At 71.9% G+C, this 20,132-nt stretch carries 22 protein-coding genes and 3 tRNA genes; 16 read left to right on the top strand and 9 right to left on the bottom strand.

Annotation, left to right across the window (positions count from 1 at the left end):
* The first annotated feature begins 9 nt into the window (after nt 1–9).
* Both ACZ6TB_RS17385 and ACZ6TB_RS17380 read left to right on the top strand, forming a co-directional pair.
* Entirely contained in the window at nt 10–1,008 is a 999-nt protein-coding gene (locus ACZ6TB_RS17385; RefSeq protein ID WP_465555430.1) for an ArsR/SmtB family transcription factor, read from the top strand.
* 65 nt (nt 1,009–1,073) lie between these two features.
* Nucleotides 1,074–1,724: a SanA/YdcF family protein gene (locus tag ACZ6TB_RS17380; RefSeq protein WP_465555428.1), complete on the top strand. Its 651-nt coding sequence runs from the start codon at nt 1,074–1,076 to the stop codon at nt 1,722–1,724.
* Between the two features lie 22 nt (nt 1,725–1,746).
* Here ACZ6TB_RS17380 and ACZ6TB_RS17375 read toward each other — a convergent pair whose 3' ends face one another.
* Entirely contained in the window at nt 1,747–2,925 is a 1,179-nt protein-coding gene (locus ACZ6TB_RS17375; protein ID WP_465555426.1) for a GNAT family N-acetyltransferase, read from the bottom strand.
* 183 nt (nt 2,926–3,108) lie between these two features.
* Between ACZ6TB_RS17375 and ACZ6TB_RS17370 the strand changes: the two genes are divergently transcribed.
* The 4 genes from ACZ6TB_RS17370 (at nt 3,109) to ACZ6TB_RS17355 (ending at nt 3,854) form a co-directional block, all read left to right on the top strand.
* A tRNA-Gly gene (locus tag ACZ6TB_RS17370) sits at nt 3,109–3,181 on the top strand.
* Nucleotides 3,182–3,217: 36 nt separating this feature from the next.
* Nucleotides 3,218–3,288 (top strand) — tRNA-Cys (locus ACZ6TB_RS17365).
* A gap of 13 nt (nt 3,289–3,301) precedes the next feature.
* A tRNA-Val gene (locus tag ACZ6TB_RS17360) sits at nt 3,302–3,376 on the top strand.
* Nucleotides 3,377–3,668: 292 nt separating this feature from the next.
* A complete protein-coding gene (locus ACZ6TB_RS17355) occupies nt 3,669–3,854 on the top strand; it encodes a hypothetical protein (RefSeq protein ID WP_465555424.1) in 186 nt (61 codons plus the stop codon).
* Here the strand turns inward: ACZ6TB_RS17355 and ACZ6TB_RS17350 are convergent.
* The 3 genes from ACZ6TB_RS17350 to ACZ6TB_RS17340 are packed head-to-tail and all read right to left on the bottom strand — an operon-like array spanning nt 3,820 to nt 6,861.
* Entirely contained in the window at nt 3,820–4,617 is a 798-nt protein-coding gene (locus ACZ6TB_RS17350) for a CPBP family intramembrane glutamic endopeptidase (RefSeq protein ID WP_465555422.1), read from the bottom strand. The genes ACZ6TB_RS17355 and ACZ6TB_RS17350 overlap by 35 nt on opposite strands.
* Nucleotides 4,614–5,246: a hypothetical protein gene (locus ACZ6TB_RS17345; RefSeq protein ID WP_465555420.1), complete on the bottom strand. Its 633-nt coding sequence runs from the start codon at nt 5,244–5,246 to the stop codon at nt 4,614–4,616. Before ACZ6TB_RS17345 ends, ACZ6TB_RS17350 begins: the two co-directional genes overlap by 4 nt.
* Nucleotides 5,239–6,861, bottom strand: a complete 1,623-nt coding sequence (locus tag ACZ6TB_RS17340; protein ID WP_465555419.1) for a CPBP family intramembrane glutamic endopeptidase — start codon at nt 6,859–6,861, stop codon at nt 5,239–5,241. Before ACZ6TB_RS17340 ends, ACZ6TB_RS17345 begins: the two co-directional genes overlap by 8 nt.
* 82 nt (nt 6,862–6,943) lie before the next feature.
* Between ACZ6TB_RS17340 and ACZ6TB_RS17335 the strand changes: the two genes are divergently transcribed.
* Genes ACZ6TB_RS17335 through ACZ6TB_RS17325 form a run of 3 tightly spaced genes read left to right on the top strand, consistent with a single transcriptional unit; the run spans nt 6,944 to nt 10,572 of the window.
* Nucleotides 6,944–9,892, top strand: coding sequence for a BTAD domain-containing putative transcriptional regulator (locus ACZ6TB_RS17335; protein ID WP_465555417.1), 2,949 nt, complete (start codon nt 6,944–6,946; stop codon nt 9,890–9,892).
* A 16-nt stretch (nt 9,893–9,908) separates the two neighbouring features.
* On the top strand, nt 9,909–10,262 hold the full coding sequence (locus ACZ6TB_RS17330; RefSeq protein WP_465555415.1) for a hypothetical protein: 354 nt from the start codon (nt 9,909–9,911) through the stop codon (nt 10,260–10,262).
* A gap of 55 nt (nt 10,263–10,317) precedes the next feature.
* The gene (locus ACZ6TB_RS17325) at nt 10,318–10,572 is read left to right on the top strand and encodes a hypothetical protein (protein ID WP_465555413.1); all 255 of its coding nucleotides are present in this window, start codon (nt 10,318–10,320) and stop codon (nt 10,570–10,572) included.
* A gap of 283 nt (nt 10,573–10,855) precedes the next feature.
* On the opposite strand, the gene ppk2 is transcribed toward ACZ6TB_RS17325, so the two are convergent.
* The 3 genes from ppk2 to ACZ6TB_RS17310 form a co-directional block, all read right to left on the bottom strand.
* Nucleotides 10,856–11,746, bottom strand: coding sequence for a polyphosphate kinase 2 (ppk2, locus tag ACZ6TB_RS17320; protein ID WP_465555411.1), 891 nt, complete (start codon nt 11,744–11,746; stop codon nt 10,856–10,858).
* Between the two features lie 139 nt (nt 11,747–11,885).
* On the bottom strand, nt 11,886–12,593 hold the full coding sequence (locus ACZ6TB_RS17315) for a xylulokinase (RefSeq protein ID WP_465555573.1): 708 nt from the start codon (nt 12,591–12,593) through the stop codon (nt 11,886–11,888).
* Nucleotides 12,593–13,387, bottom strand: coding sequence for a xylulokinase (locus ACZ6TB_RS17310; RefSeq protein WP_465555409.1), 795 nt, complete (start codon nt 13,385–13,387; stop codon nt 12,593–12,595). The genes ACZ6TB_RS17315 and ACZ6TB_RS17310 overlap by 1 nt, the downstream gene beginning before the upstream one ends.
* Before the next feature lie 146 nt (nt 13,388–13,533).
* Here ACZ6TB_RS17310 and ACZ6TB_RS17305 point away from each other — a divergent pair, with 146 nt between their 5' ends.
* Together ACZ6TB_RS17305 and ACZ6TB_RS17300 are read left to right on the top strand one after the other, a co-directional pair.
* Nucleotides 13,534–13,959 (top strand): Rrf2 family transcriptional regulator, encoded by a 426-nt coding sequence (locus ACZ6TB_RS17305; protein ID WP_465555407.1) that lies wholly within the window; start codon nt 13,534–13,536, stop codon nt 13,957–13,959.
* A complete protein-coding gene (locus tag ACZ6TB_RS17300; RefSeq protein ID WP_465555405.1) occupies nt 13,956–14,540 on the top strand; it encodes an NIPSNAP family protein in 585 nt (194 codons plus the stop codon). Before ACZ6TB_RS17305 ends, ACZ6TB_RS17300 begins: the two co-directional genes overlap by 4 nt.
* Before the next feature lie 57 nt (nt 14,541–14,597).
* Here the strand turns inward: ACZ6TB_RS17300 and ACZ6TB_RS17295 are convergent, their stop codons facing one another.
* Together ACZ6TB_RS17295 and ACZ6TB_RS17290 are read right to left on the bottom strand one after the other, a co-directional pair.
* Complete coding sequence (locus tag ACZ6TB_RS17295) at nt 14,598–15,560, bottom strand: NUDIX domain-containing protein (RefSeq protein ID WP_465555403.1); 963 nt, start codon at nt 15,558–15,560, stop codon at nt 14,598–14,600.
* Between the two features lie 7 nt (nt 15,561–15,567).
* The gene (locus ACZ6TB_RS17290) at nt 15,568–16,803 is read right to left on the bottom strand and encodes an MFS transporter (RefSeq protein WP_465555401.1); all 1,236 of its coding nucleotides are present in this window, start codon (nt 16,801–16,803) and stop codon (nt 15,568–15,570) included.
* Nucleotides 16,804–16,895: 92 nt separating this feature from the next.
* Here ACZ6TB_RS17290 and ACZ6TB_RS17285 point away from each other — a divergent pair, with 92 nt between their 5' ends.
* From ACZ6TB_RS17285 to ACZ6TB_RS17265, 5 genes are all read left to right on the top strand, one after another.
* Complete coding sequence (locus tag ACZ6TB_RS17285) at nt 16,896–17,483, top strand: glycine-rich domain-containing protein (protein ID WP_465555399.1); 588 nt, start codon at nt 16,896–16,898, stop codon at nt 17,481–17,483.
* Nucleotides 17,484–17,530: 47 nt separating this feature from the next.
* The gene (locus ACZ6TB_RS17280) at nt 17,531–18,013 is read left to right on the top strand and encodes a DinB family protein (protein ID WP_465555397.1); all 483 of its coding nucleotides are present in this window, start codon (nt 17,531–17,533) and stop codon (nt 18,011–18,013) included.
* A 15-nt stretch (nt 18,014–18,028) separates the two neighbouring features.
* The gene (locus tag ACZ6TB_RS17275) at nt 18,029–18,928 is read left to right on the top strand and encodes a sigma-70 family RNA polymerase sigma factor (RefSeq protein ID WP_465555395.1); all 900 of its coding nucleotides are present in this window, start codon (nt 18,029–18,031) and stop codon (nt 18,926–18,928) included.
* An 84-nt stretch (nt 18,929–19,012) separates the two neighbouring features.
* Entirely contained in the window at nt 19,013–19,576 is a 564-nt protein-coding gene (locus ACZ6TB_RS17270; RefSeq protein WP_465555393.1) for a dihydrofolate reductase family protein, read from the top strand.
* Between the two features lie 79 nt (nt 19,577–19,655).
* A complete protein-coding gene (locus ACZ6TB_RS17265) occupies nt 19,656–20,123 on the top strand; it encodes an allene oxide cyclase barrel-like domain-containing protein (protein ID WP_465555391.1) in 468 nt (155 codons plus the stop codon).
* Nucleotides 20,124–20,132 lie beyond the last annotated feature (9 nt).

The raw sequence follows: 20,132 nt of genomic DNA, 5'->3' as shown, positions 1-20,132 counted from the left end.
CGTGTACGCATGGCCACGGAGCCGGATCCCATGTGGGAGACGGTGTTCAGCGTGTTCCGGCTCACCCGCCCGGGCCAGACGCCGATCTTCGGCCCGTGGCGTGAGCAGGTCGTGCGCACCGCCCGGCGGGCCGATCTCGACATTCTGCTTCCGCTGGTGCGCGGCCCGTACTACCCCGACTTCCTCACCCCCGCGGCCGGCGCGCAGGGTTTGCCGTACGCGATCGAGGCCATCCTCTCGACCCCCGCGGCGCGCCTGCGGCAGGACATGACCGAGCTGGCCCGCCTGGGCGAGCCCACGCCGTCGTGGATGCGCCGCCTGGCCGAGGGCGACCGTCCCGTCCTGGAGCGGGTGGCCGCCGCGATGCGTTCGCACCACGAGGTCGCGGTCGCGCCGTTCTGGTCGCAGGCGCAGGCCCACGTCGAGGCCGACCGTTCCCGCCGAGCCCGTGCTTTGCTGGAGCACGGCGCCGAGGGCCTGCTGGAGAGCTTCCGCCCGATGATGCGCTGGAACGCGCCCGTGCTGGAGGTCGACACCCCCTTCGAGCAGTCGATCGAGCTGGAGGGCCGCGGCCTGGTCCTGGTCCCGTCCTACCTGTCGTGGGGCGCCCCCGACGTGTTCCGAGACCCGCTGCTGCCGCCCGTGCTGGTCTACCCGGTGGAGCGCGACCCGGCGGCGTTCTGGGCCCAGCGCCCCGCCGCAAACGGCGGTTCGGTGGCGGCTCTGATCGGCCAGACCCGCACGTCGGTCCTCGAGTCGATAGGCGACGGTTCGACAACGTCGGAGCTGGCCCGCCGGGTCGGGGTGAGCGCCGCCTCGGTGTCCCAGCACACGGCCGTGCTGCGCGAGGCCCGCCTGATCCACACGAGCCGCGTGGGCAAGGCGGTGCTCCACACGATCACGCCGCTGGGTGCCGCGCTGCTGGGGGAGAAGCCGTGCCCGAGGCCGTCGATCACGGGCGGGCCTGACGTTGTGGCGCTTCCGCCGCTCCCCCGTTCCCCCAACTGACCCCTTTCGCCGTGTTACATCGGCCGGCCGGGTGGTGGCGGGTGGGCGCTACGCTCGCCGCCGCCATGAGACGTCGCCTGCTTCGCGCCCTCCTCGTTGTTGCCGTCCTGCTCGTCGTGGTCAGCGTGCCCTGGGCGTGGACGACCCTCGCCGCGCACGGCCACGTGTCCCCCGCCGACGACGCCCCCGCCGCCGACGTCGCGATCGTCCTCGGGACCGAGGTGACCGTCGCCGGTCAGCCGTCGCCCCGCCTGGCCGGCCGCCTCGAGACCGCCGCCGACCTGGTCAAGGACGGCAAGGCCCGCGTCGTGCTCGTCTCCGGCGACAGCCGCGGCGGCTCCGGCGACGAACCCGCCGCCATGGCCACCTACCTGGCCGGCCTCGGCGTAGACCCGGCGCGCATCGTGAGCGACCCCTACGGCCTGGACACGTACGACACCTGCATCCGAGCCCGCGACGTCTACGGCGTCAAGCAGGCCCTGGTCGTGACCCAGTCGTACCACGTCTCCCGGGCCGTGACCCTCTGCCGCCACCTGGGCATCGACGCCACCGGAGTCGTGGCCCGCTGCCACTGCCCCACAACCCTGCTCGTCTCGAAGTCGGTCCGCGACTACTTCGCCAGCGGCAAAGCACTCTGGGACGTCGTTCGCGGCCGCCCGCCCGCGGTCTCCTCACCGCCCGACCCGGCGGTTCAGAACGCCCTCCTCTCGCAATAGGCCCGCCCTTGGCTGCGCGCTCTCAGAAGTCGGCGAACAGATAGGGCATCTGCCTCGGGAACATCGACGTCAGGGGCGGAATGGCCTCCGGTGTCAGCTCGCCCAGGCCCCGGGTGACGACCTCGATCGGGTCGAGCACGCCGTAGAGCAACGCGCTGAACCCGGCCGCGCTCAGCGTTGCCTGCGGGGTCGTGCCCTTTGCCACGGTCAGGGCGCCGCCATCGCCGGTCAGGTGCCACACGCCGCCGATCAGGGTGTCGTCGGGGATCTCGATGGTGACCTCGCCCGGGCCGGCCTGGCTGCCGGTCAGCGCCTCCATGTCGAGCACCCGGACCATCGGGCCGCCCTGCCGCGGATAGCCGACCCGCCCCTCGGTGACCACCGCGAAGTCGGTGGCCCACAGCTCGGGCACCTCGTCGGGACCGAGCCGCACCACGACCCGGGCCACCTGGTCGACGTGCCGGGCGAAGAACTGGAGCAGCAACGCCCGCCCGAGCGGCCCGCTGTAGAGCAGGTCGGAGGCGACCAGGTCACCGCCGTAGGAGTCGACCCGATAGCGGACGGCGCCCACCACCCGGCCCTCGGCGCGCGCGACCGCCACCCACATCTTGTCGTCGCGGAACTCGGCCGTGCGCACCTCGTCGAACACCGCGAACCCGTGCTGCCGCCCGACCAGCTCACGGGTCAGATCGTCGTACGGCCGAAAGCCCTCGCTCATCGGCAGCAGCTCGACCTCACCCGGCAGCTCGGCCCGCACGTAGTCACCGAGCCCCTCGGGGGCGAAGGTCGCCGTGCGGTTCCGCGGGATGCCCACGAAGCCGAAGCGCGCGTAGAAGCTCGCCCGGAACGGGTAGAGCGCGCTCACCACGGCGCCCTCGTCCTTCATCTGCCGCAACAGCCGCTGGATCAGCTCTCGCACGAGCCCCCGCCGCCGCGCCGACGGATGCGACGACACCGAGGCCACGCCCGCCATGTCGTGCACGAGACCACGCACGTTCTGCGACATGCGGAAGGCCGCCACCGCCGCCAGCGCCCGGCCCTCCTCCTCCGCGACCAGGCTCACCGCCGTCTCGAAGAAGCCCATGCGGCGGCGATATGCCTCCTCTTCCTCCGCCGGCCAGGGGGAGGACAGAAACGCGTACGCCTGGAGGGGGAACATCGTCGCCGTGCGCTCCGCTGCGCTGATCTGCCGGAAGTTCATGGGCTAATCCAACACCGGCGGCCGTACGGGGCGCTCGCTTGTTTTCTGGCCTGTGGACAACCGTGGTAATCCCAGCTCGGGCCGTCCACGCAACGCGCCGGGGCACCCCGGTTTGGCAAGGCCCTGGCCGACAGGCTAAGGTTTCATCCGTCGCCAGGGAGCGCAAGCCCCCCGGAGAGACAAGCGGACGTAGCGCAGCTGGTAGCGCATCACCTTGCCAAGGTGAGGGTCGCGGGTTCGAATCCCGTCGTCCGCTCGGAGAGGCCTTCACAGGTTAGTGCGGGGCCGCCTCGGTGGAGTGGCCGAGAGGCGAGGCAACGGCCTGCAAAGCCGTGTACACGGGTTCAAATCCCGTCTCCACCTCGGCGAAAGCCAAGGGCGATTGGCGCAGCGGGAGCGCGCTTCCTTGACACGGAAGAGGTCACTGGTTCGATCCCAGTATCGCCCACCACAGTTTTCGCAGCTCAACGGCTCGTTACCAAATCTTGGGTAACGAGCCGTTCGCGTTTTGCTGCTTACCGTGGGCACAACCGGGAAGCACAAGATCATTTCAGGGTCGGGCCAGCCCAGGTGCAGGTCGAATCAAGTCGAGGTTTTCGCGGCGGGTGCCGCTTGAAGGCGACGGCCCCGAGGATCGGCTTCCAAGTGCGAACAGTTGGCTGACCCGCTGCCACTGCCTGCAGGAGTGCCGTCCGCCCGAAGATGGGTGTGGACCGCCGGGGCGGTGGCCCGCTGGCAGCGGTATGGGGGATCGGCGCGTCGACGAGAACGAGGCCGCCCGGGACGGGACCGTCCGCGACGTGGGCGCCGACGAGCTCGCCGGATACTGCCCGCACGCCCTCACCGCGGCCGGCACCGTCCCCCACCCCGACGCCGTGCGGCGCCTGGTCACGGTCACGCTTGCCGGACTCCAGGTCCCTCGCCGCTGACCGCCGCGGCCGGATCGACGCCGCCTGGTTGATGTCTACGGAGCCGCTCAGACCTTGGAAGCTCGGCCAGCACCGCCACCATCGTCCAGAGCGCGACCATCGCCCACCAGGCGAGCTGGTAGTCGGAGCCGGCGAACATCGGCAGGACGAACCGGGCGGAGGTGTCGATGACGGCGTGGCTGATGATCGCCAGGGGCAGGCCGGCCGCGGTGGCGTTGTAGAGCCGGCTGAAGAACATCGACTGGGCGACGGCGAGGATCAGGAACGGCATCACCGGCCGCTGCCGGGTCGGGTCGGAGATGAGCAACGGCAGGTGCCACATCGCCCAGATCGCGCCGAGCAGCAGGGCCGCGTACAACCTGGTCATGCGCTTCTGCAGCCGCGGCAGGGCGAAGCCGCGCCAACCGACCTCCTCGAAGAGACCGACCAGCACGAGCGTGGACCCGAAGACGGCGACGGCCTGCATCGCATCGGGCCGGGCCGCGGCGGCCACCGGCGAGCCGCCGGCCGCGAGGGTCAGCGCCGCCGCGAGCCCGGTGATCGCGATGGGCACCAGGACGGCCGCCAGATACCACCGGACCGGCGCCCGCCACCGGCCCAGCTGCGCGTACAGCTGTCTCGAGCTGTGGGTCAGGGCGGCCACGACGACGGCCGCGAGCAGCGGGCCGAACGGCACCATCGGGCTGCTGTCGGGGTTGAGCAGGACCAGCGGCCAGGGCAGCCAGGAGAGCAGGAAGGCCAGGCCGAAGTAGAGGGCGGTCATGACCGGGCCGCCCGCCACGCCATGGCGCCGCCGGCGACGGCCATCAGGGCGGCGCCGACCGGCTGGGTGGCCAGGCTCGCCCCGGTGGTCGCCATGCCGAGCGCGGCGCCGAGCAGGTAGAAGATCACCGCGGCGGCGGCCCAGAAGACCCCGGTCCACCGGGCGAACACCGTGGACCGCGCGACCGCGACTCCGAGGACGATGCTTCCGCCGACCACCAGCAGCACCGCGAGCATCGTGATGACGGTCATCGCGTCGGCGAAGGCGATCGTCATGACCTCGTGGTTGCCGCGCAGATAGGCCTGGCCGATGGGCGGCGTAGCGAACGTCGAGATCACCCCGGGCACGGTGAACAGCACCTGGCCGATCACCGACAGCACCATGCCGACGACGGCCGCCCGCCGTTTGATCGCCGCGCCGAGGGCGAAGGTGCCGAGAACGACGAGCACGGCTCCCACGACGTTGGTGGCGATGTGCTTGATCAGGTAGGAGTCGGTGCTGACGAACCGGGCCCAGCCGTCGGGATCGGTGACCTGGTCGGGCTGCGGGGTGAGGGTGCCGACCACGAGCAGCAGCGCATAGAGCGGCAGGGCGGTCAGGCCGAGGGTGATGGCGGTGCGGTCACGCATGGCGAAGTCCTTTCCGGGTGGTGACCGCGGACGCGGCCAGGGTGGCGAGGATGACGACGAGTCCGAGCAGCAGCAGGGCCGTTCCGCCGCCGCCGGGCTGGTGGAACAGCCGCGGAACGAGGGCGATGCCGGCGGCGTTGGCGGCGGCGTGCACCAGTCCGGCGAGCGCGACGCTGCGAGTCCGCAGGTAGATCCGGCCGAGCAGCACCCGGGTGAAGAAGGCGACGACCAGGATCAGGCCGAACTGGGCCAGCCCCTGACCGAACGTGCCGCCGAAGACCAGTGAGAGGTGTTCGAGGGCGAAGAACGGGGTGGTCAGCAGCACCGCCCGCCACGGTCCGAACCGGTCCTGCAGCGGCCCTTGGAAGAAGCCCAGCCAGACCGTCTCCTCCCACAGGTTCGTGGTGAGGAACTGGAAGGCCAGCGCCGGCAGGAACACGGTCAGGTAGGCGGTCGCGGCCTCGGCGACGGTCACGCCCGGCGGCGCCGGCAGCGCGGTGAGCAGGGTAAGAGCCGGCACGGCGACCAGCGGCAGGAGATACCAGGCGGGGTGGACGCGGAATCGGACCATCGACCGGGCCAGCTCGCGGAGACCTTCGGCGCCGCGGGCGATCCGGGTGATGACGAGCGCCGGCAGCAGCAGGAACACCAGGGTCGGCCCGATCAGATACAGCTCGATGTCCCAGTCGGCGCCGTATACCCGGTGCGCGATCACCGGGACGAACGCCGCGGCCTGCCCGAGAACATTGAAGACGATCAGAAATGACGCGTACGGGTGCCTGCGCACGAAGGGCACGAGACGGCCATGCTGCAGCACCGCCACGATGACCGTGAGGAGCACCAGGACGATCAAAATCCCGATTTGGTACGCGCTGCCGTCCAGCACCGCGGCCAGGATGCCGTCCGGGTTGTTGGACCGGTTGAAGACGCTGTGCAGCACGGCGAACGCGAGCACGCTGCCCCCGGCGCCGCGCATCACCAGCCCGCCCAGTGGGCGTACCAGCGCCCCGAGCACCACATAGGCCGGCAGCGCGACCAGCACGGAGGTGAGCGTGAACTCGCCGATGAAGGCCAGCGGCCAGTGCACGAGCCCGAAGGGGATCGCGGCGAGCAGCCCGGCGACCACGACGTTGTGCCGCTGCGCCAGCCGGGTCTGCACGACCCCGGCCCACGCCGTCTCCTCCCACAGGTTCACCAGCAGCAGGTTGATCAGCAGTTGTCCGAGCTGCACCGGCACGAGGCGAGCCAGGTCGTCCGGCCGCCAGGTGTCGCCGAGCAGCAGCCCCGCGACGGTGGTCAGCACCGGTATCGCGGTCAGCACGAGCAGCCAGTAGCGGAGCGGGAACCGCCAGCACGCGACCCGGCGGAACAGCTGCCGCACGCCGGCCCGGCCGTCCGCCGCCCAGGTCACGAAGAGCGCGGCCGGCAACAGGACGAGCGCGGTCAGCAGCAGCCCGGCGAGTTCGTCGGGAGCGAACGGGAGGCGCTCGATCAGGTCCCCGCCGGGAATCACCCGGTGCGTCGCCAGGGCGACCAGGAACATCGCCGGGTAGGCGACCGAGAAGACGATGACCACCAGGGCGGTGATCGGACGGCGGACCACGACTTGCTTCATCGACGCTTTCATGGCTGCAGGCTCACCGGTCGGGCTTGCCGCACCTTTGAACGCCGCTTGCAGAGATGGAAGACTCCCCGGCATGCGGGTAGGCCTGATCGGCCCGGTGTCGGCCACGTCCGGCGCCGTGTCCCTGAGGCTGGGCGGGCTCAAGCAGCGCGCCGTCTTCGCGCTGCTGGCACTCAACGCGGGCCGGGTCGTGCCGCTCGACCGGTTCGTCGACGAACTGTGGCCCGCCGAGCCGCCGGCCCGCGCGACGCTCGGCCTCCAGTCGTACGTGTCTCGCCTGCGCCGGGAGCTGGCCACCGCGGCCGCCACCGACCCGCACGTGCCGCGGTTACTGACCCGCCCGCCCGGCTGGCAGCTCGACCTGGACCCGGCGCTGGTCGACGTGTCCCGCTTCGAGGACCTGGTCGCCCGCGCCCGGCACAGCTCCGGCGCGGAGGCCGCCGCCCTGCTCGCCGAGGCGCGCCGCCTGTGGTGCGGGGAGCCGCTGGCCGACCTGCAGGCGCTGTCCTTCGCCCGCGCCGAGGCCACCCGGCTGACCGAGCTTCGGCTCGACGCCGAGGAGCTGGCGCTGGAGGCGGCCCTGGTCGCCGGCGACCCCGAGGCCGCCGTCGTCGCGGGCGGCCGGTTCGTCGCCGAGAACCCGTTCCGCGAGCGCGGCCGGCGGGCGTTCGCGCTCGGCCTCTACCGCACCGGCCGCCAGACCGAGGCCTTGGCGACCGTGGCCCGGCTGCGGCACACGCTCGCCGACGAGCTCGGCCTCGACCTCTCGCCGGAGAGCGCCGCGCTGGAGACCGGCATGCTCCGGCACGACCCGGCGCTGGACCTCGCGCCGCACCCCGAGCCGGTGGCCGCCCCGCCGCCCGCCGCCGAGCGGCCCGACGAGCGCCTGCTCGGCCGGGACGCCGCGCTCACCGCCGTCGACCACGCCGTGAACCGGGCCCGCGCCGGGCGCGGCTCGCTGCTCGTGCTGGAGGCGTCGGCCGGCTCCGGCAAGACCACGCTGCTGCGCGTGGTGGCCGAACGCACCGCCGCGGCCGGCGGTAACGCCGTTGCCGCGTCCGGTGTCGGTATCGGCGCCATGCCCGCGCTGTGGCCGTGGGTGACGATCGTCCGTGCGGTCGCCGAGCTGCTTCCCGACGACGAGGCGCTGCCCGCCGGTGAGGCCGCCGATCAAGCCCGGACGCTCATGCGGTCCGGCGGGCCGGCCGGCGCCGACCGCTCGCAGACGCAGCTCTTCCGCGGCGTCATCGACTTGCTGCTGGCCGCCCGCGCCGGCGGTCCGCTGACCGTCGTGCTGGACGACCTGCAATGGGTCGACCCGGACAGCCGCACGCTGCTCGCGCTCGCCGTCGACGAGCTGGTCGAGCACGGCGTGATGTTCGCGGTCGCGGTGCGCACCGAGGAGCCGGGCACCGAGGAGGTGGCCGCGACATTGCGCGGGATCCGGCGCGACGCGGTCGTGCGGGTGCCGGTGCCGGGGCTCGACGCCGGCGACGTGGCCGAGATCGTCCGCCGCCTGTCCGGACGGCCACCGGATTCCGAGGTCGCCGCGGCGATCCACCGGCGTACGCTCGGCAACCCGTTCTTCGTCGGTGAAGTCGCCCGGCTGCTGGTCAGCGAGCAGCGGCTGGACCCGGCGGCGGTGAACGAGGCGCTGCCGGCCGAGGTCGAAGAAGTCCTGCGCCGGCGGCTGGAACGGCTCCCGCAGCAGACCGTCGCCCTGCTCACGGTGGCCGCGCTGGCCGGCGGTCCGATCGGGTTGGACACGCTGGTCACGGTGTCCGGCCTCGATGCCGACGCGGTACTCGACGCCTGTGAGAGCGCCCTGCTGGCCGAGTTGCTCGTCGAGGACGGCCCCGGGTTCGCGCTCCGCCACGACCTGATCCGGCAGACGCTCGAGCGGGGCGTGTCGCAGGCCCGCCGCGTACGTCTGCACGCTCGCCTGGCCGACGCCCTGCGGACCGGCGGTGACCTCACCCCCGAAGAGGTCGTCGCGGTCGCCCGCCACCTCGTTCTCGCCGAGCCGGCGGTCGGCCCGGCCGCCGTTCCCTACCTCGCCGCCGCGGCCGACGACGCCATGAATCGCAACGGCTACCGGGAGGCGGAGCGATTCCTGGATCAGGCGCTCGACCTGGCCGGCCGGGCACCGGACCGGGAGGAGGGCGCCCGGCTCGCCGCGACCGTGCGGGTCCGGATGTCGGTCGTCCGCACCTGGAGCGGCCGGCAGCCGGCCGCCACCGTCCTCGACGAAACCGGACCGGACCTCGACGAGAGTCCGGCCGGTTGGGTGAACGTCCTGCTCACCCGGGCTCTGACCGGTCACTATGCCGAGGCCGTCGAGGCCGCCGAACGCGCGCTCGACGGGCCGCACCCCCCGGCCGCGGTCGCCGCCGCGCATTTCGTCGCGGGGTGGGGGCAGTGCGTGCGTGGGCGGCTGGACGAGTCGGACGGGCACTTCCGGGCGTTCGAGGCGATCGGTGGCCTGCAGGTGCCGGCGGTGGGCGTCGCCGCCGCCGGCTATGCGGCCCTCGTCGCCCACTGCCGGGGCGACGACGACGCCGCGGACCGGCTCGACCAGCTGGCCCGGGCCCGGGCGGGCACCAATGAGGCCGTCGTGATGGAGGCCGACCTCTACGCCGCCTGGCTGCGGGCGATGCGCGGCGATGCCGAGGGGTGCCGCACCCGGGCCGGCGCCTGCGCGGCGGCCGCCGACCTCGGCCCGCTGTACGGCATCCACGCGGCGATGCTGCTCGCCTGGGCCGACGCGATGCTCGGCGAGCCGGACGGGGCCCGCCGTTGCGACGAGGCGTACGACCGTTTCGCGGCGTCCGCGGTGCTCATGTTCGCGCCGTTCTACCTGCTGCTGCGGGCCGAGGCGCACGCCTTGGCAGGCGACACCGACCGGTCCGCCGCCCTGGTCGCCGAGTCCGCCGCCCGCAGCGCCGAGCTCGGCGACGTCTGCCGCGCGCCACGGCTGATGAGGCCGGCCGCGGACCGCATGCAAGCATCGCGCAAGCCGTGACGGGCACCGTTGGCGCATGTTCCACGATCTGGTCTTCCGCCGGGTGCCGCCCGGCCGCCGCGCCGTCGCCCGGCATGTCACGCCGGCCGCCGGCGCCCCGGACGCCATCTGGTGGGAGCTGGTCGACGTGGCTGCGGCGCCGGCCGCCCCACCCGCCGCGGTGGCCCTGACCCGCACCGGAGACGACGGCGTGGTCCGCGTCATCGGGCTCGGCGGTGTCCCGGTCGGCCGGCTTGTCCGGGAACTCGTCGCGGCCCTGCGCCGCACCGACGCGATCGCCGTCGAACTTGCCGACGTCCCCGGCGTCCTCGAGGGATTGAGCTGCGAGGACGCCGAGCAGGTCGGAGGCCGCCTGATCGTGCGTCTCTGACCGGCACCACCGAACGTCCGGCAACCCGATGGGCGACCCGAGTCAGAATGTACGCATGACGTCCGCCGTGCTGATCCTTGCCGATGGCCGGCCGCTGAGCTGGCACGAGTTCGGCAACCCGGACGCATCCCCGGTCATCTCCACGGCCGGGACCCCGGTGTCGGGCCTAGGCGGGGCCTGCTACGACGACACCGCGCGTATCGCCCGCCCGCGGTGGATCTCGCCGGACAAACCCGGCTACGGCGCCTCGGGTCACCAGCGCCGGCGCAGCCTCGCGGCGGCTGACGCCGTTCTGTTTCAACTCGGGTGAGCGGCCCGGCACCGGCACGAACCGGTGGGCCGTTCGGTCGTGGTTGTCACCTTTCGGAGATGGTTGTCACGCCAAGGTGCTCCGGCTTGCGGCTGGCCGGTGCCGGGAGGCCACCGCGTCGCGCGTGATGGCTTCGAGGTTGTCGCCTCCGAGTCTGGCTTCGCCGGCGAGCGTGGGCCGACCCCCGGCGCCGGCCCCGGCACCCTGGAGGGCAGATTTGATCCTCGAGCTGGTGGCGGGCGAAATCACCTCGGATCACGTCCGGGCGGTGGGCAGAGCGCGTTCAGTTGGTGAACTTGCCGGTACGGGTGCGCTCGGCGCGCATCAGGGCGACCTCGTCGGCACCGGAGACGACGATCCGCGGGTCCGGCGCGAAGTCGAGGTCCGGATCGCGGTCCTTGTAGTCGATCGCGTTCAGGATGACCTTCATGGTGTTCAGGCGGGCCGACTGCTTGTCGTTGGACCGGACGATCAGCCAGGGCGCGGCTTTGGTGCCGGTGCGGACGAGCATCTCGTACTTGCGGTTCGTGAAGTCGTCCCAGCGGTCCTGGGCCTGCAGGTCGATTTCGCTGAGCTTCCACCGCCGCAGCGGATCCGTGAGGCGGCGCTCGAACCGGTGGGCTTGCTGCTCCTTGGTCACGCTGAAGTACAGTTTGACGAGAATCGTTCCCTGACGGACCAGGTCCTTCTCGAATCCGGTGACGCCACGCAGGAAGTGCTGGTACTCCTCCCGGGTGCAGAAGCCGAAGACCCGTTCGACCATCGCGCGGTTGTACCAGCTGCGGTCGAACAGCACGATTTCCCCGCCGATCGGGAACTGCGCCACATACCGCTGGAAATACCACTGCGAACGCTGCTCCTCCGTCGGCCGGCCGAGCGCGACCACCCGGTAGTGCTTCTCGTTCATGAACCGGGTGACCCGCCGGATCGCGCCGCCCTTGCCGGCCGCGTCCCGGCCCTCGAACAGCACGATCATGCGCAGGTTCTCGACCTCGAGGTACCGCTGCAATTTGAGCAGCTCGACCTGCCAGGGGCGCAACCCGCGCTCAGCCCGCAATTTGCGCGCGGACGCCGTTCGTTCCTGCCGCAGCACCGCCAGCTCCCGCATCGCTTCCCGATACGCCGCGACGATGTCGGCCGGCTCCCGTGGTTCTGGTGCTGGTTCCGTGGGCATCGCACACACCTCCGCCAGCCTGAGGGAGGGCGCGTTCCGTCCCCAGAGGCACTCTGACCGTCCTTCCGATCGCCTGCCGTTGCCTCATCCGGCAGGGATGACTGACTCGAGTCGGGCCTCATCAAGGTGCCGTGCTCGGTCAGGCTCGGGCCAGCTCCGCGAACACCTCCCGCAGCCTGGGGTACATCTGCCGCTGGACCGAGAAGAGGCGGTCGTACCTGGCGGTGTGTTCGGGCCGGGGGACGACGGTGTCGCCCAAGGAGACCATCCCCGCGGCGGCCGAGACGACGTCCGATCCGGGGACGGCCCCGGCCCACGCCAGCACGCCCGCGCCGCGGGCGCTGATCTCCTCGCCGTGGCACAACCGCAGCGGGCGGCCGGTGGTGTCGGCCACGATCTGTGTCCACAGCGGGCTGCGACTGCCGCCGCCCATGGCCCGCAGCAGGTCGACCCGCGTGCCGGTGACCGCCTCCAGCCCTTCCAGGTGCAGGCGCAGCTCGAAGGCCACCCCCTCCATGAGCGACCGGTAGAGGTGGGCCCGGGTGTGCCCGCCGTGCCAGCCGAGGGTCACGCCGCGGGCGGCGGTGTCCCAGTAGGGGGTCTGCGCGCAGTTCCAGTAGGGCACCGTGAGCAGGCTGTCGCAGCCGGGTGGCACCGCCTCGGCCGCCGCCTCCAGCGCCGGGTCGAGCGCGCCGCCGAGGGCCGGATCGCCGAATTCGCGCCGAAACCAGCCGGTCAGGTAGGCGGCGGCGTTGAGGATGGTCTCGAGCACGAACGTCCCGGACGGCGCGCCCGCCAGAGTGCGGAAGGCGGGCGACGTCGCGTAGTCGGTGGCGGCGACGCCCATCACCATGGACGTGCCGAGGTTGAGGTAGCCGACTCCGGGGCCGGTGACGTCGGCGCCCAGGCCGGCCGCTTGGCCGTCGCCGATCCCGGCGATGAGGGGTACGGGTGACGGCAGGCCGATGGCGGCCGCGACCTCGGGCAGCAGCGGCCCGATCGGCGTGCCCGGCGGCACCAGGTCGGGGGCTGGTCGCGGCGGACACCGGCCAGCTCGAGCAGTTCCGGGGACCAGTCTCCGGCCCGCAGGTCGAGCAGGCCCAGGGAGTCGGCCGATCCGACGCTCGTCACCCATCGACCGGTGAGCCGGGCAGCGAGGTACGCATGCACGTCGGCGACCCGGACCGCGGATCGCAGCAGTTCGGGCTCGTGCCGGGACATCCAGGCGATCTTGTAGATGGCGGGGGTGACGTCCGGCGGTTTCCCGGACACCTCGCGCACCCGGTCGGATCCCAGCTCGGCGATCTCGCGGTCGGCCCGGCTGTCGAGCCAGAGGATGGCCGGCCGCAGCGGGCGGCCCGCGGCGTCCAGGCAGACGAACGACTCGCGCTGGTGAGTGACGCTCACCGCCGCCACCCGGGCGGCGTCCGCGCCCAGGGCGGCCACCGCCTTGGTCAGGGCACCGGCCGTGGCCGACCACCACTGCCCGGCGTCCTGTTCGTGTCGGCCGGGGCCGGGACGGGCCAGGTCCAGGAGCTCGACGGCGGACGACGCCACCTGCCCGGACCCGTCGAGCGCGACGGCCTTGGCCGCGGTCGTCGAGCAATCGACCGCGAGGACCAGCGGTGTGGTGACGTGCATCGGCGCGGTCCCCTCGCGGTCGGTGACGATCCTGCCGGATTCCAGGCAACTTTAGGTCGAGCGGTAAGCCCCCGCATGGTGCACGCGGACCTTCAAACGTAATAGAAATGGTTGCTTTTAAAGCTCATGCCGGTGAGACTGCTCGGGTGACGGCCAACAGCAGGGTGACGATCGCGGCCCACGCCCTGGCGTGGTTGGAACTGGCCAGGCGGCGCGGTCGTGACGTGCTCACCTCGGACGAGGTCGCGTCCAGCATCAACACGAACGCGGTCATCGTCCGGCGCAGCCTCGGCGATCTGCGGCAGGCCGGCCTGGTCAGCGCACGCCGCGGCAACGGCGCGGGCTTCTCCCTCGGCCGGCCGGCAACGGAGATCACCCTGCTGGACGTCTGGCTCGCCGTCTCGCCGGAGCCGCTGCTCGCCCTGCACCACTCCGAGCCGAACCTGGAGTGCCCGGTCGGACGCGGAATCCGCCCGGTGCTCACCGACCTGTACGACGAGGCGACCGACGCTTTCCGGAACGCGCTGGCGCGCTCGACCGTTACCGACGTCCTGGAGAGGATTTTGGCATGATCGTCGAATTGCGCCGTTACACCCTGCGCGAGGGTCGCCGGGCCGAACTGATCGACCTGTTCGACCGCGAGTTCGTCGAGACCCAGGAGGAACTGGGGATGGCCGTGCTGGGTCAGTTCCGCGACCTCGACCGCGCCGACCGGTTCGTGTGGCTGCGCGGATTCACCGACATGCCCTCGCGTCAGGCCGGGCTGACGGCCTTCTATTCGGGCCCGGTGTGGGCGAAGCACGGGCCGGCCGCGAACGCGACGATGCTCGATACGGACGACGTGCTGCTGCTGCGCGAAATCGTTGCGGTGCCGGTGTTCGACCGCGGCGCCGCCAATCCCGAATCGGTTCTGCACGCGACGATCTGGTACTGGGCCGGCCCGTTCCCGGACCCCACCCGGATTCCGCGGGACACTCTGGCCGTGTTGCGGACCGAGTACGCCGCGAACAACTTCCCCGGGCTACCGGTACGGGAGGGAGAACATGCGCTGGTCTGGCTAACCCGGTCGCCGCTGGAGGCGGACGTACCCGCGGAAGTGGTGAAGGTCGAAAACCTCCGCCTCCGGCCCACCCGACGCTCCACCCTCCACTGAGGCCGCGTCGATTGGGCGACAACAGGCGCGAGCGTACGCGCTGAGCGGGTCTTCCGATCATCGATGTCGACGGGGCGCCAGCTCGGCCAGGATCTCGCGGACATCGGCCGGGTGCAGGTTCAGCGCCTCGAACTGATCCGCCGTGGCCCACAGAAGCTCATAGCTGTTGTTCGGGCCGCTCTCCGCCAACTCCGGGCCGGACAACACGGGCACGCCCTCGACATCGGCCATCAGGAAATAGAACGCCGGACGGCCGTTGTGTCGTCCCGTCCACACCCGCTGGCCGATCGTCGCCCGCAGCCCCGTCTCCTCGAGGAGTTCGCGCACCGCCGCCACCTCGGCGGTTTCGCCGTCCTCGACGTGGCCTCCGGGAAGCACCGCGTAACGGTGTCCGGGACAGCCCGGGCCCGGCCGGCCACCGTCCTCGCACATCACACAGGCCGCCGAGGACTCCTGCCGGAGGAACCGTTTGATCAGCAGGACTCGAGATCCTTCGATCACGACCGCCACCGCCCTGGAAACCGGGCGGTCCCGTTCAGCGAGTCGCTTGAAGTTCAGCAGCTGCCGCCGAGCCATGACGAGGTCGCCGATGGACAGTCCGGGTGCGGTCCAGCGGCTGGTCTGCATGACGACCTTCAGCAGCAGGCGGGTCCGGTCGTGCTCCTCGGGCACGAGGACGTACGACATGAAGGCGCCCATGATCGTGCCGGTCAGCTGCTTTCCGGGGTCGACCGAGACGATCCGGCCGAGGCGCCGGCCGCCGGCCGTGGTGAATGCCTCGCCGACCTCGGGCTCGGGCAGGCCTACCAGCTGTCGAGGAGAGCGGCGGCAGCGGTTGTCGATCCAGTCGTAGGAGTACGGGGCGATCCTCACCTGGGCCACCCATGGCCACACGGCTTCGGCCGGCGCCTCGACTCGCACACCCCGCCACGCCTGCAGCGCGGGCGAGACAACGAAGTCATCGCAGGGATAGGAGCGCGACATCTCGCCGTCGGTCACGCCCCACCGGTCACCGATCATGCATCCATCATCCATCGCCGCAGCCGGCGTCGTACCGCCACAGCTCGGGGACGGCGCGAACCAGGAGGGCGACCACACCCACGGTGAGCACGCCACCCACGCCGATCGCCGCGCGGGCGCCCACTGCCGCCCCCGCGAAGCCGTGCACCACGTTGGCCAGTTGCGGTCCGCCCATCAGGACCACGGTCAGCGAGCCCTGGATGCGGCCGCGCAGGGCATCGTCCGTGTACGCCTGGGAGATCGCGTTGCGGAACGTGCTCAGCACGAAGTTGACGGCGCCGCCCAGCACGAGCGCCGCCACCGCGATGGGCAGGCTCGCGGTCAGGGCGAGCAGCACCACGCAGCCGCCCCAGGCCATCGCGGCCGAGGCCATGAGCGCGCCGTGCCGCCGCGCGCGGCTGAACGTCCCCGACAGCAGGCCGGCCAGCAGCACCCCGGCCGGGTACGCCGCGAACAGCACGCCCAGTTCCGCGCCGCCGCCGGCCGGTCCGCCGTACGTGCGCTCGGCCAGTTCCGGCAGCAGCGCGTGCGGCAGCGCGAGAACCATGGCGGCCAGGTCCACGGCCAGGATCGCGACCAGCACCCGACGCCCCGCCAGGTACCGGAAGCCGTCGCCGAGCCGGCGCAGCGTGCCCCCGGCGAGGGTCGCCGTCGGGGGCATCGCCGGCAGCCGGGCCACCGCCCACAGCACGGTGCCGAGCGCGAGCGCGTCGAGCAGGTAGAGCGTGCCGAGCCCGATCGCCGGGATCAGCACGCCGGCCAGCAGCGGGCCGACGACGGCGCCGCTGTACCGGGTCAGTGCGCTGAGGCTGTTGGCCGCGACCAGTTGCCCGGCCGGCACGACGCGGGGCACGGCGGCGCCCATCGAGGTCAGCGTGGCGCCATAGCTGACCCCTTGCACGGCGACAAGCAGAAGCAGCAGTGGTACGGAGTCGAGCCCGGCCCGTGCGTTGACCCAAAGCCCGAGATAGGCCAGCCCGAGCCCGGCGTTACCGGCCAGCAGCAGCCGCCGGCGGTCCATCGCGTCGGCGAGGGCGCCCGACCACAGCGCCGACACGACCAGGGCGCACAACGAGACCGCGGCCGACACTCCGACCAGGGCCGACGAGCCGGCGATCGTGAACAGCTGCGTCGGCACCGCGATGAGGCTGAAGGAGCCGCCGACCGCCGTGACCGCCGATGCCACCCAGAGCCGGCGGAAGGCGGGAACCGTCAACGGCCGTCGATCGACAAAGAGCTTCACGGCACCGATCGTGTGCCTTACCCCAGGGGGAAGGTCCAGGGGAAGGTACACACCCTTGACCGCGGTCGCCCGGCGGTCGCACGCTGTGGGCCATGAGCTGGATCGATCGGCGAACCGCTCAGCGGCTGGCCATCATCGGCGACTACCGGTTCCCGGCCGGGGTCCGCCACCGATTCTCGGTGGGACACGACAGCCTCGACACCGCCGGGATCGCCCTCGTGGAGGACGCCACCCGCCAGTGGTTCCGGCTGGCCGCCCGCCACCCGCGGGCCACCCTGTCGATGCCCTCGGTGGTGGCCGACGACCTGTGGCGCGAGACGATCCGCGACACCCGCGGTTACGCCGACCTCTGCGACGCCGCCTTCGGGCGCCTCCTGGCCTACCAGCCGGAGCACACCGGCCCGGGCCTGGCCGACGCCTTCCGCCGGGCCCGCGAGGACGAGGGCTGCGGCCCCGGCGAGCTGCCCCTGCTGTTCCGGGTGGATAAGGCGCTCGTGGTGAGGGGCGGCCGGAACTACCTCGCCGACTGCGGCGGCCGCGGCCAGTGCCACGAGTTCCCCGGCGCGATCTGCCTGCAGCACGTGGCCGGCGTCGAGAAGCCCCGCCGGCGCTGGCCGGGCCAGTTCGGAAGCGCGGACGCGAACACCGGCGACATCGGCGGCGTCGGCTTCGGGCCCTAGAAACGCCGGCCTGTCGATCCGGGGCCGGTCCCGTTCGTCGGTGGGGCATGAACGACATCGTGATCGAAAGCATCGCCCGGCCCGCGCGCACGCTCGCCGGATCGTGGCTGGACGTGATCGCCTCGAACCTCGACTACCACCGGGCGACCTTCCTCTGGAAGTGCGCCGGCCTCACCGAGGCTCAGCTGCGGCGCCGTCCGCTGCCGTCGGAGCTGACCCTGCTCGACCTCATGCGCCACCTCCGGGGGGTCGAGCGGTACTGGTTCCAGGTGCGGCTCGCGGGCATCACTCCCCCGGCGACCGATCCCACGTCGGCCGCCGAGATCTACGCCGGCTACCTGGCGGCCTGCGACCAGTCGCGGGAGCTGTTCGGCAAGGTCACCGAGGACCTCGGCCGTACGGTCGCCAATCCGGAGTTCGGCGACACCGACGTCCGGTTCCTGCTCGAGCATCTGATCGAGGAATATGCCCGGCACGTGGGCCACGCCGACCTGATCCGCGAGGCCATCGACGGCGCCACCGGCGAATGAATTAGCGTTCCGGGAATGGACCTCGAGCCCTACCGCCGTGAGCTCGTCGTCTACTGCTACCGGATGCTCGGCTCGTTCCACGAGGCCGAGGACCTGGTTCAGGAGACGATGCTGCGCGCCTGGAAAGCGCGGGAACGGTACGACAGCGAACGCGCGTCGGTGCGGACGTGGCTTTATCGCATCGCCACGAACGTCTGTCTGACCGCGCTCGAATCCGGGCGGAAGCGGCCGTTGCCGTCGGGTCTGGGCGCGCCGAGCGACGATCCAGCCGCGCCTCTCACGCCGGCCATGGACATTCCCTGGCTCCAGCCGTTTCCCGGCCCCGGATCGGGGGCCGATCTGCGGTTGGCGCTGATCGCGGCGATGCAGTTCCTGCCGGCCCGGCAGCGTGCCGTGCTCGTTCTCCGCGAGGTCCTCGAGTTCAGCGCGGCCGAGGTGGCGACCCAGCTCGGCACGACGATTCCGGCGGTCAACAGCGCGCTGCAACGGGCCCGCGCGGCCGTTTCCGGCGCCCGCGAGGGCGAGGTCGCCGAGCCCGGCGACCCGGAGGTGCGCACGGCGATCGACGAATATGTGCGGGCCTTCGAGGCGGCCGACATTCCCGGTCTCGTACGGCTGCTGACCGCCGACGCCGTGCTCGAGATGCCGCCGGTTCCGCTGTGGTACCGGGGCCGTGCCGATTACGGCCGGTTCATGGAGCGCGTTTTCCGGATGCGGGGCGCGGGCTGGGCCATGACGCGGCTCGATGCCAACGGCCAGCCCGCGCTCGCCGCGTACGCGCCCCTCCCCGACGGCGGAAAACGGCTGCACACCCTCCAGGTCCTCACCATCACCGGCGGTCTCGTCGCGCACAACGTCGTGTTCGCCGACCCCGCCGTGCTGAGCTCCTTCGGCCTGCCCACCGAAATTTCTTGAAGCAATTCGCCCGTACGCGATGAGCCCCCGCGATGTCGCCGGTAGGTACCGCCGGACACCGACCGACACGAAGGGATCGTCACCATGAGCGTCATCGTCATCGAGTTCATCACCCTGGACGGGATCGTCGAGGATCCGGACGGTTCCGCCGGCACCCCGACCGGCGGCTGGGCATTCCGGCACGGTCGCGAGGCGGTCGCCGGCGACAAGTTCCGCCTCGGCGCCCTCATGGACGACGGCGTGATGCTGCTCGGCCGCACCACGTGGCAGTTGTTCTCCCGGCTCTGGCCCGGCCGCGACGACCCGTTCTCGGCGCGGATGAACGCCATTCCGAAACTGGTCGCCACGCGTACGGCAATGGACGTCGGTGCTTGGTCGAATTCCCGCACGATCGACGGTGACCTGATCGACACCGTCAAGCGCCAGGACCGCGACGTCATCGTCACGGGAAGCATCGGCGTCGTGCACACCCTGATGGCCGCCGACCTGATCGACGAGTACCGCCTGCTGACCTTTCCCACGATCCTCGGCGCCGGCCGCCGCCTCTTCCCCGCCGCCGGCCCGGCGAGCCACCTCCGGACGCTGTCCGCCGACCCCTCCGGCGCCGCCGTCCTCACCCGATATGGCCGGGCGTCGATGGCTGGATGATCGGCTAATTGTCCGGGCGCGGCCCGGAGCGGAGCATCCGAACCGGATTGCCCGGTAGCTCCGACCCGAGGAGGAACCCATGAAGCGTCCGGTCTTGATCATTCTCGCCGCGTCCACCACCGCCGGACTGCTGGCCGCGGTGGCCGGTTCGACGCCGGCCGCCGCCACCGACTCGGCGCGGCCGGCGATGCGGTTCCACGTGCAGTTCAGCCCGTTCTCGTACCTCGATCTCGGCGCGCCCGGCCCGACCATGGGCGACCAGATCATCTCCCACGACCTGCTCTTCGACGCCGCCGGGCGCCAGGTCGGCCACGACGGCGTGGCCTGCACCATCACCGATCCCGACGGCGGCCCCGAGGCCCAGTGCACCGCAACGTTCGCGCTCCCCGGCGGCCAGCTGGCCACCCAGTTCCTGAACACCCCGCCGCCGGTGAAGCACTTCGCGGTGACCGGCGGCACCGGCGCCTACCGCAAGGCCCGGGGGGAGGCCATCCTGGTCGAGAACGGCGACGGCACCGGAGACGTGACGTTCACCCTGACGTCATGATGGAGTAGG

The sequence above is a fragment of the Actinoplanes sp. NPDC051537 genome, from assembly GCF_055586105.1.
Note: the sequence above shows the minus strand (reverse complement) of the source record. Positions and strands in the feature narration are given on the sequence as shown.

What these genes read in the sequence shown, in the direction of transcription:
- ACZ6TB_RS17325 (WP_465555413.1), top strand. Translation starts at nt 10,318, where the DNA reads ATGACGTCCGCCGTGCTGATCCTTGCCGATGGCCGGCCGCTGAGCTGG.
- ACZ6TB_RS17310 (WP_465555409.1), bottom strand. Translation starts at nt 13,387, where the DNA reads ATGCACGTCACCACACCGCTGGTCCTCGCGGTCGATTGCTCGACGACC.
- ACZ6TB_RS17285 (WP_465555399.1), top strand. Translation starts at nt 16,896, where the DNA reads ATGAGCTGGATCGATCGGCGAACCGCTCAGCGGCTGGCCATCATCGGC.
- ACZ6TB_RS17355 (WP_465555424.1), top strand. Translation starts at nt 3,669, where the DNA reads ATGGGGGATCGGCGCGTCGACGAGAACGAGGCCGCCCGGGACGGGACC.
- ACZ6TB_RS17275 (WP_465555395.1), top strand. Translation starts at nt 18,029, where the DNA reads ATGGACCTCGAGCCCTACCGCCGTGAGCTCGTCGTCTACTGCTACCGG.
- ACZ6TB_RS17375 (WP_465555426.1), bottom strand. Translation starts at nt 2,925, where the DNA reads ATGAACTTCCGGCAGATCAGCGCAGCGGAGCGCACGGCGACGATGTTC.
- ACZ6TB_RS17345 (WP_465555420.1), bottom strand. Translation starts at nt 5,246, where the DNA reads ATGCGTGACCGCACCGCCATCACCCTCGGCCTGACCGCCCTGCCGCTC.
- ACZ6TB_RS17340 (WP_465555419.1), bottom strand. Translation starts at nt 6,861, where the DNA reads ATGAAGCAAGTCGTGGTCCGCCGTCCGATCACCGCCCTGGTGGTCATC.
- ACZ6TB_RS17265 (WP_465555391.1), top strand. Translation starts at nt 19,656, where the DNA reads ATGAAGCGTCCGGTCTTGATCATTCTCGCCGCGTCCACCACCGCCGGA.
- ACZ6TB_RS17330 (WP_465555415.1), top strand. Translation starts at nt 9,909, where the DNA reads ATGTTCCACGATCTGGTCTTCCGCCGGGTGCCGCCCGGCCGCCGCGCC.
- ACZ6TB_RS17300 (WP_465555405.1), top strand. Translation starts at nt 13,956, where the DNA reads ATGATCGTCGAATTGCGCCGTTACACCCTGCGCGAGGGTCGCCGGGCC.
- ACZ6TB_RS17350 (WP_465555422.1), bottom strand. Translation starts at nt 4,617, where the DNA reads ATGACCGCCCTCTACTTCGGCCTGGCCTTCCTGCTCTCCTGGCTGCCC.
- ACZ6TB_RS17270 (WP_465555393.1), top strand. Translation starts at nt 19,013, where the DNA reads ATGAGCGTCATCGTCATCGAGTTCATCACCCTGGACGGGATCGTCGAG.
- ACZ6TB_RS17280 (WP_465555397.1), top strand. Translation starts at nt 17,531, where the DNA reads ATGAACGACATCGTGATCGAAAGCATCGCCCGGCCCGCGCGCACGCTC.
- ACZ6TB_RS17335 (WP_465555417.1), top strand. Translation starts at nt 6,944, where the DNA reads ATGCGGGTAGGCCTGATCGGCCCGGTGTCGGCCACGTCCGGCGCCGTG.
- ACZ6TB_RS17380 (WP_465555428.1), top strand. Translation starts at nt 1,074, where the DNA reads ATGAGACGTCGCCTGCTTCGCGCCCTCCTCGTTGTTGCCGTCCTGCTC.
- ACZ6TB_RS17295 (WP_465555403.1), bottom strand. Translation starts at nt 15,560, where the DNA reads ATGATCGGTGACCGGTGGGGCGTGACCGACGGCGAGATGTCGCGCTCC.
- ACZ6TB_RS17385 (WP_465555430.1), top strand. Translation starts at nt 10, where the DNA reads ATGGCCACGGAGCCGGATCCCATGTGGGAGACGGTGTTCAGCGTGTTC.
- ppk2 (WP_465555411.1), bottom strand. Translation starts at nt 11,746, where the DNA reads ATGCCCACGGAACCAGCACCAGAACCACGGGAGCCGGCCGACATCGTC.
- ACZ6TB_RS17315 (WP_465555573.1), bottom strand. Translation starts at nt 12,593, where the DNA reads ATGGGCGTCGCCGCCACCGACTACGCGACGTCGCCCGCCTTCCGCACT.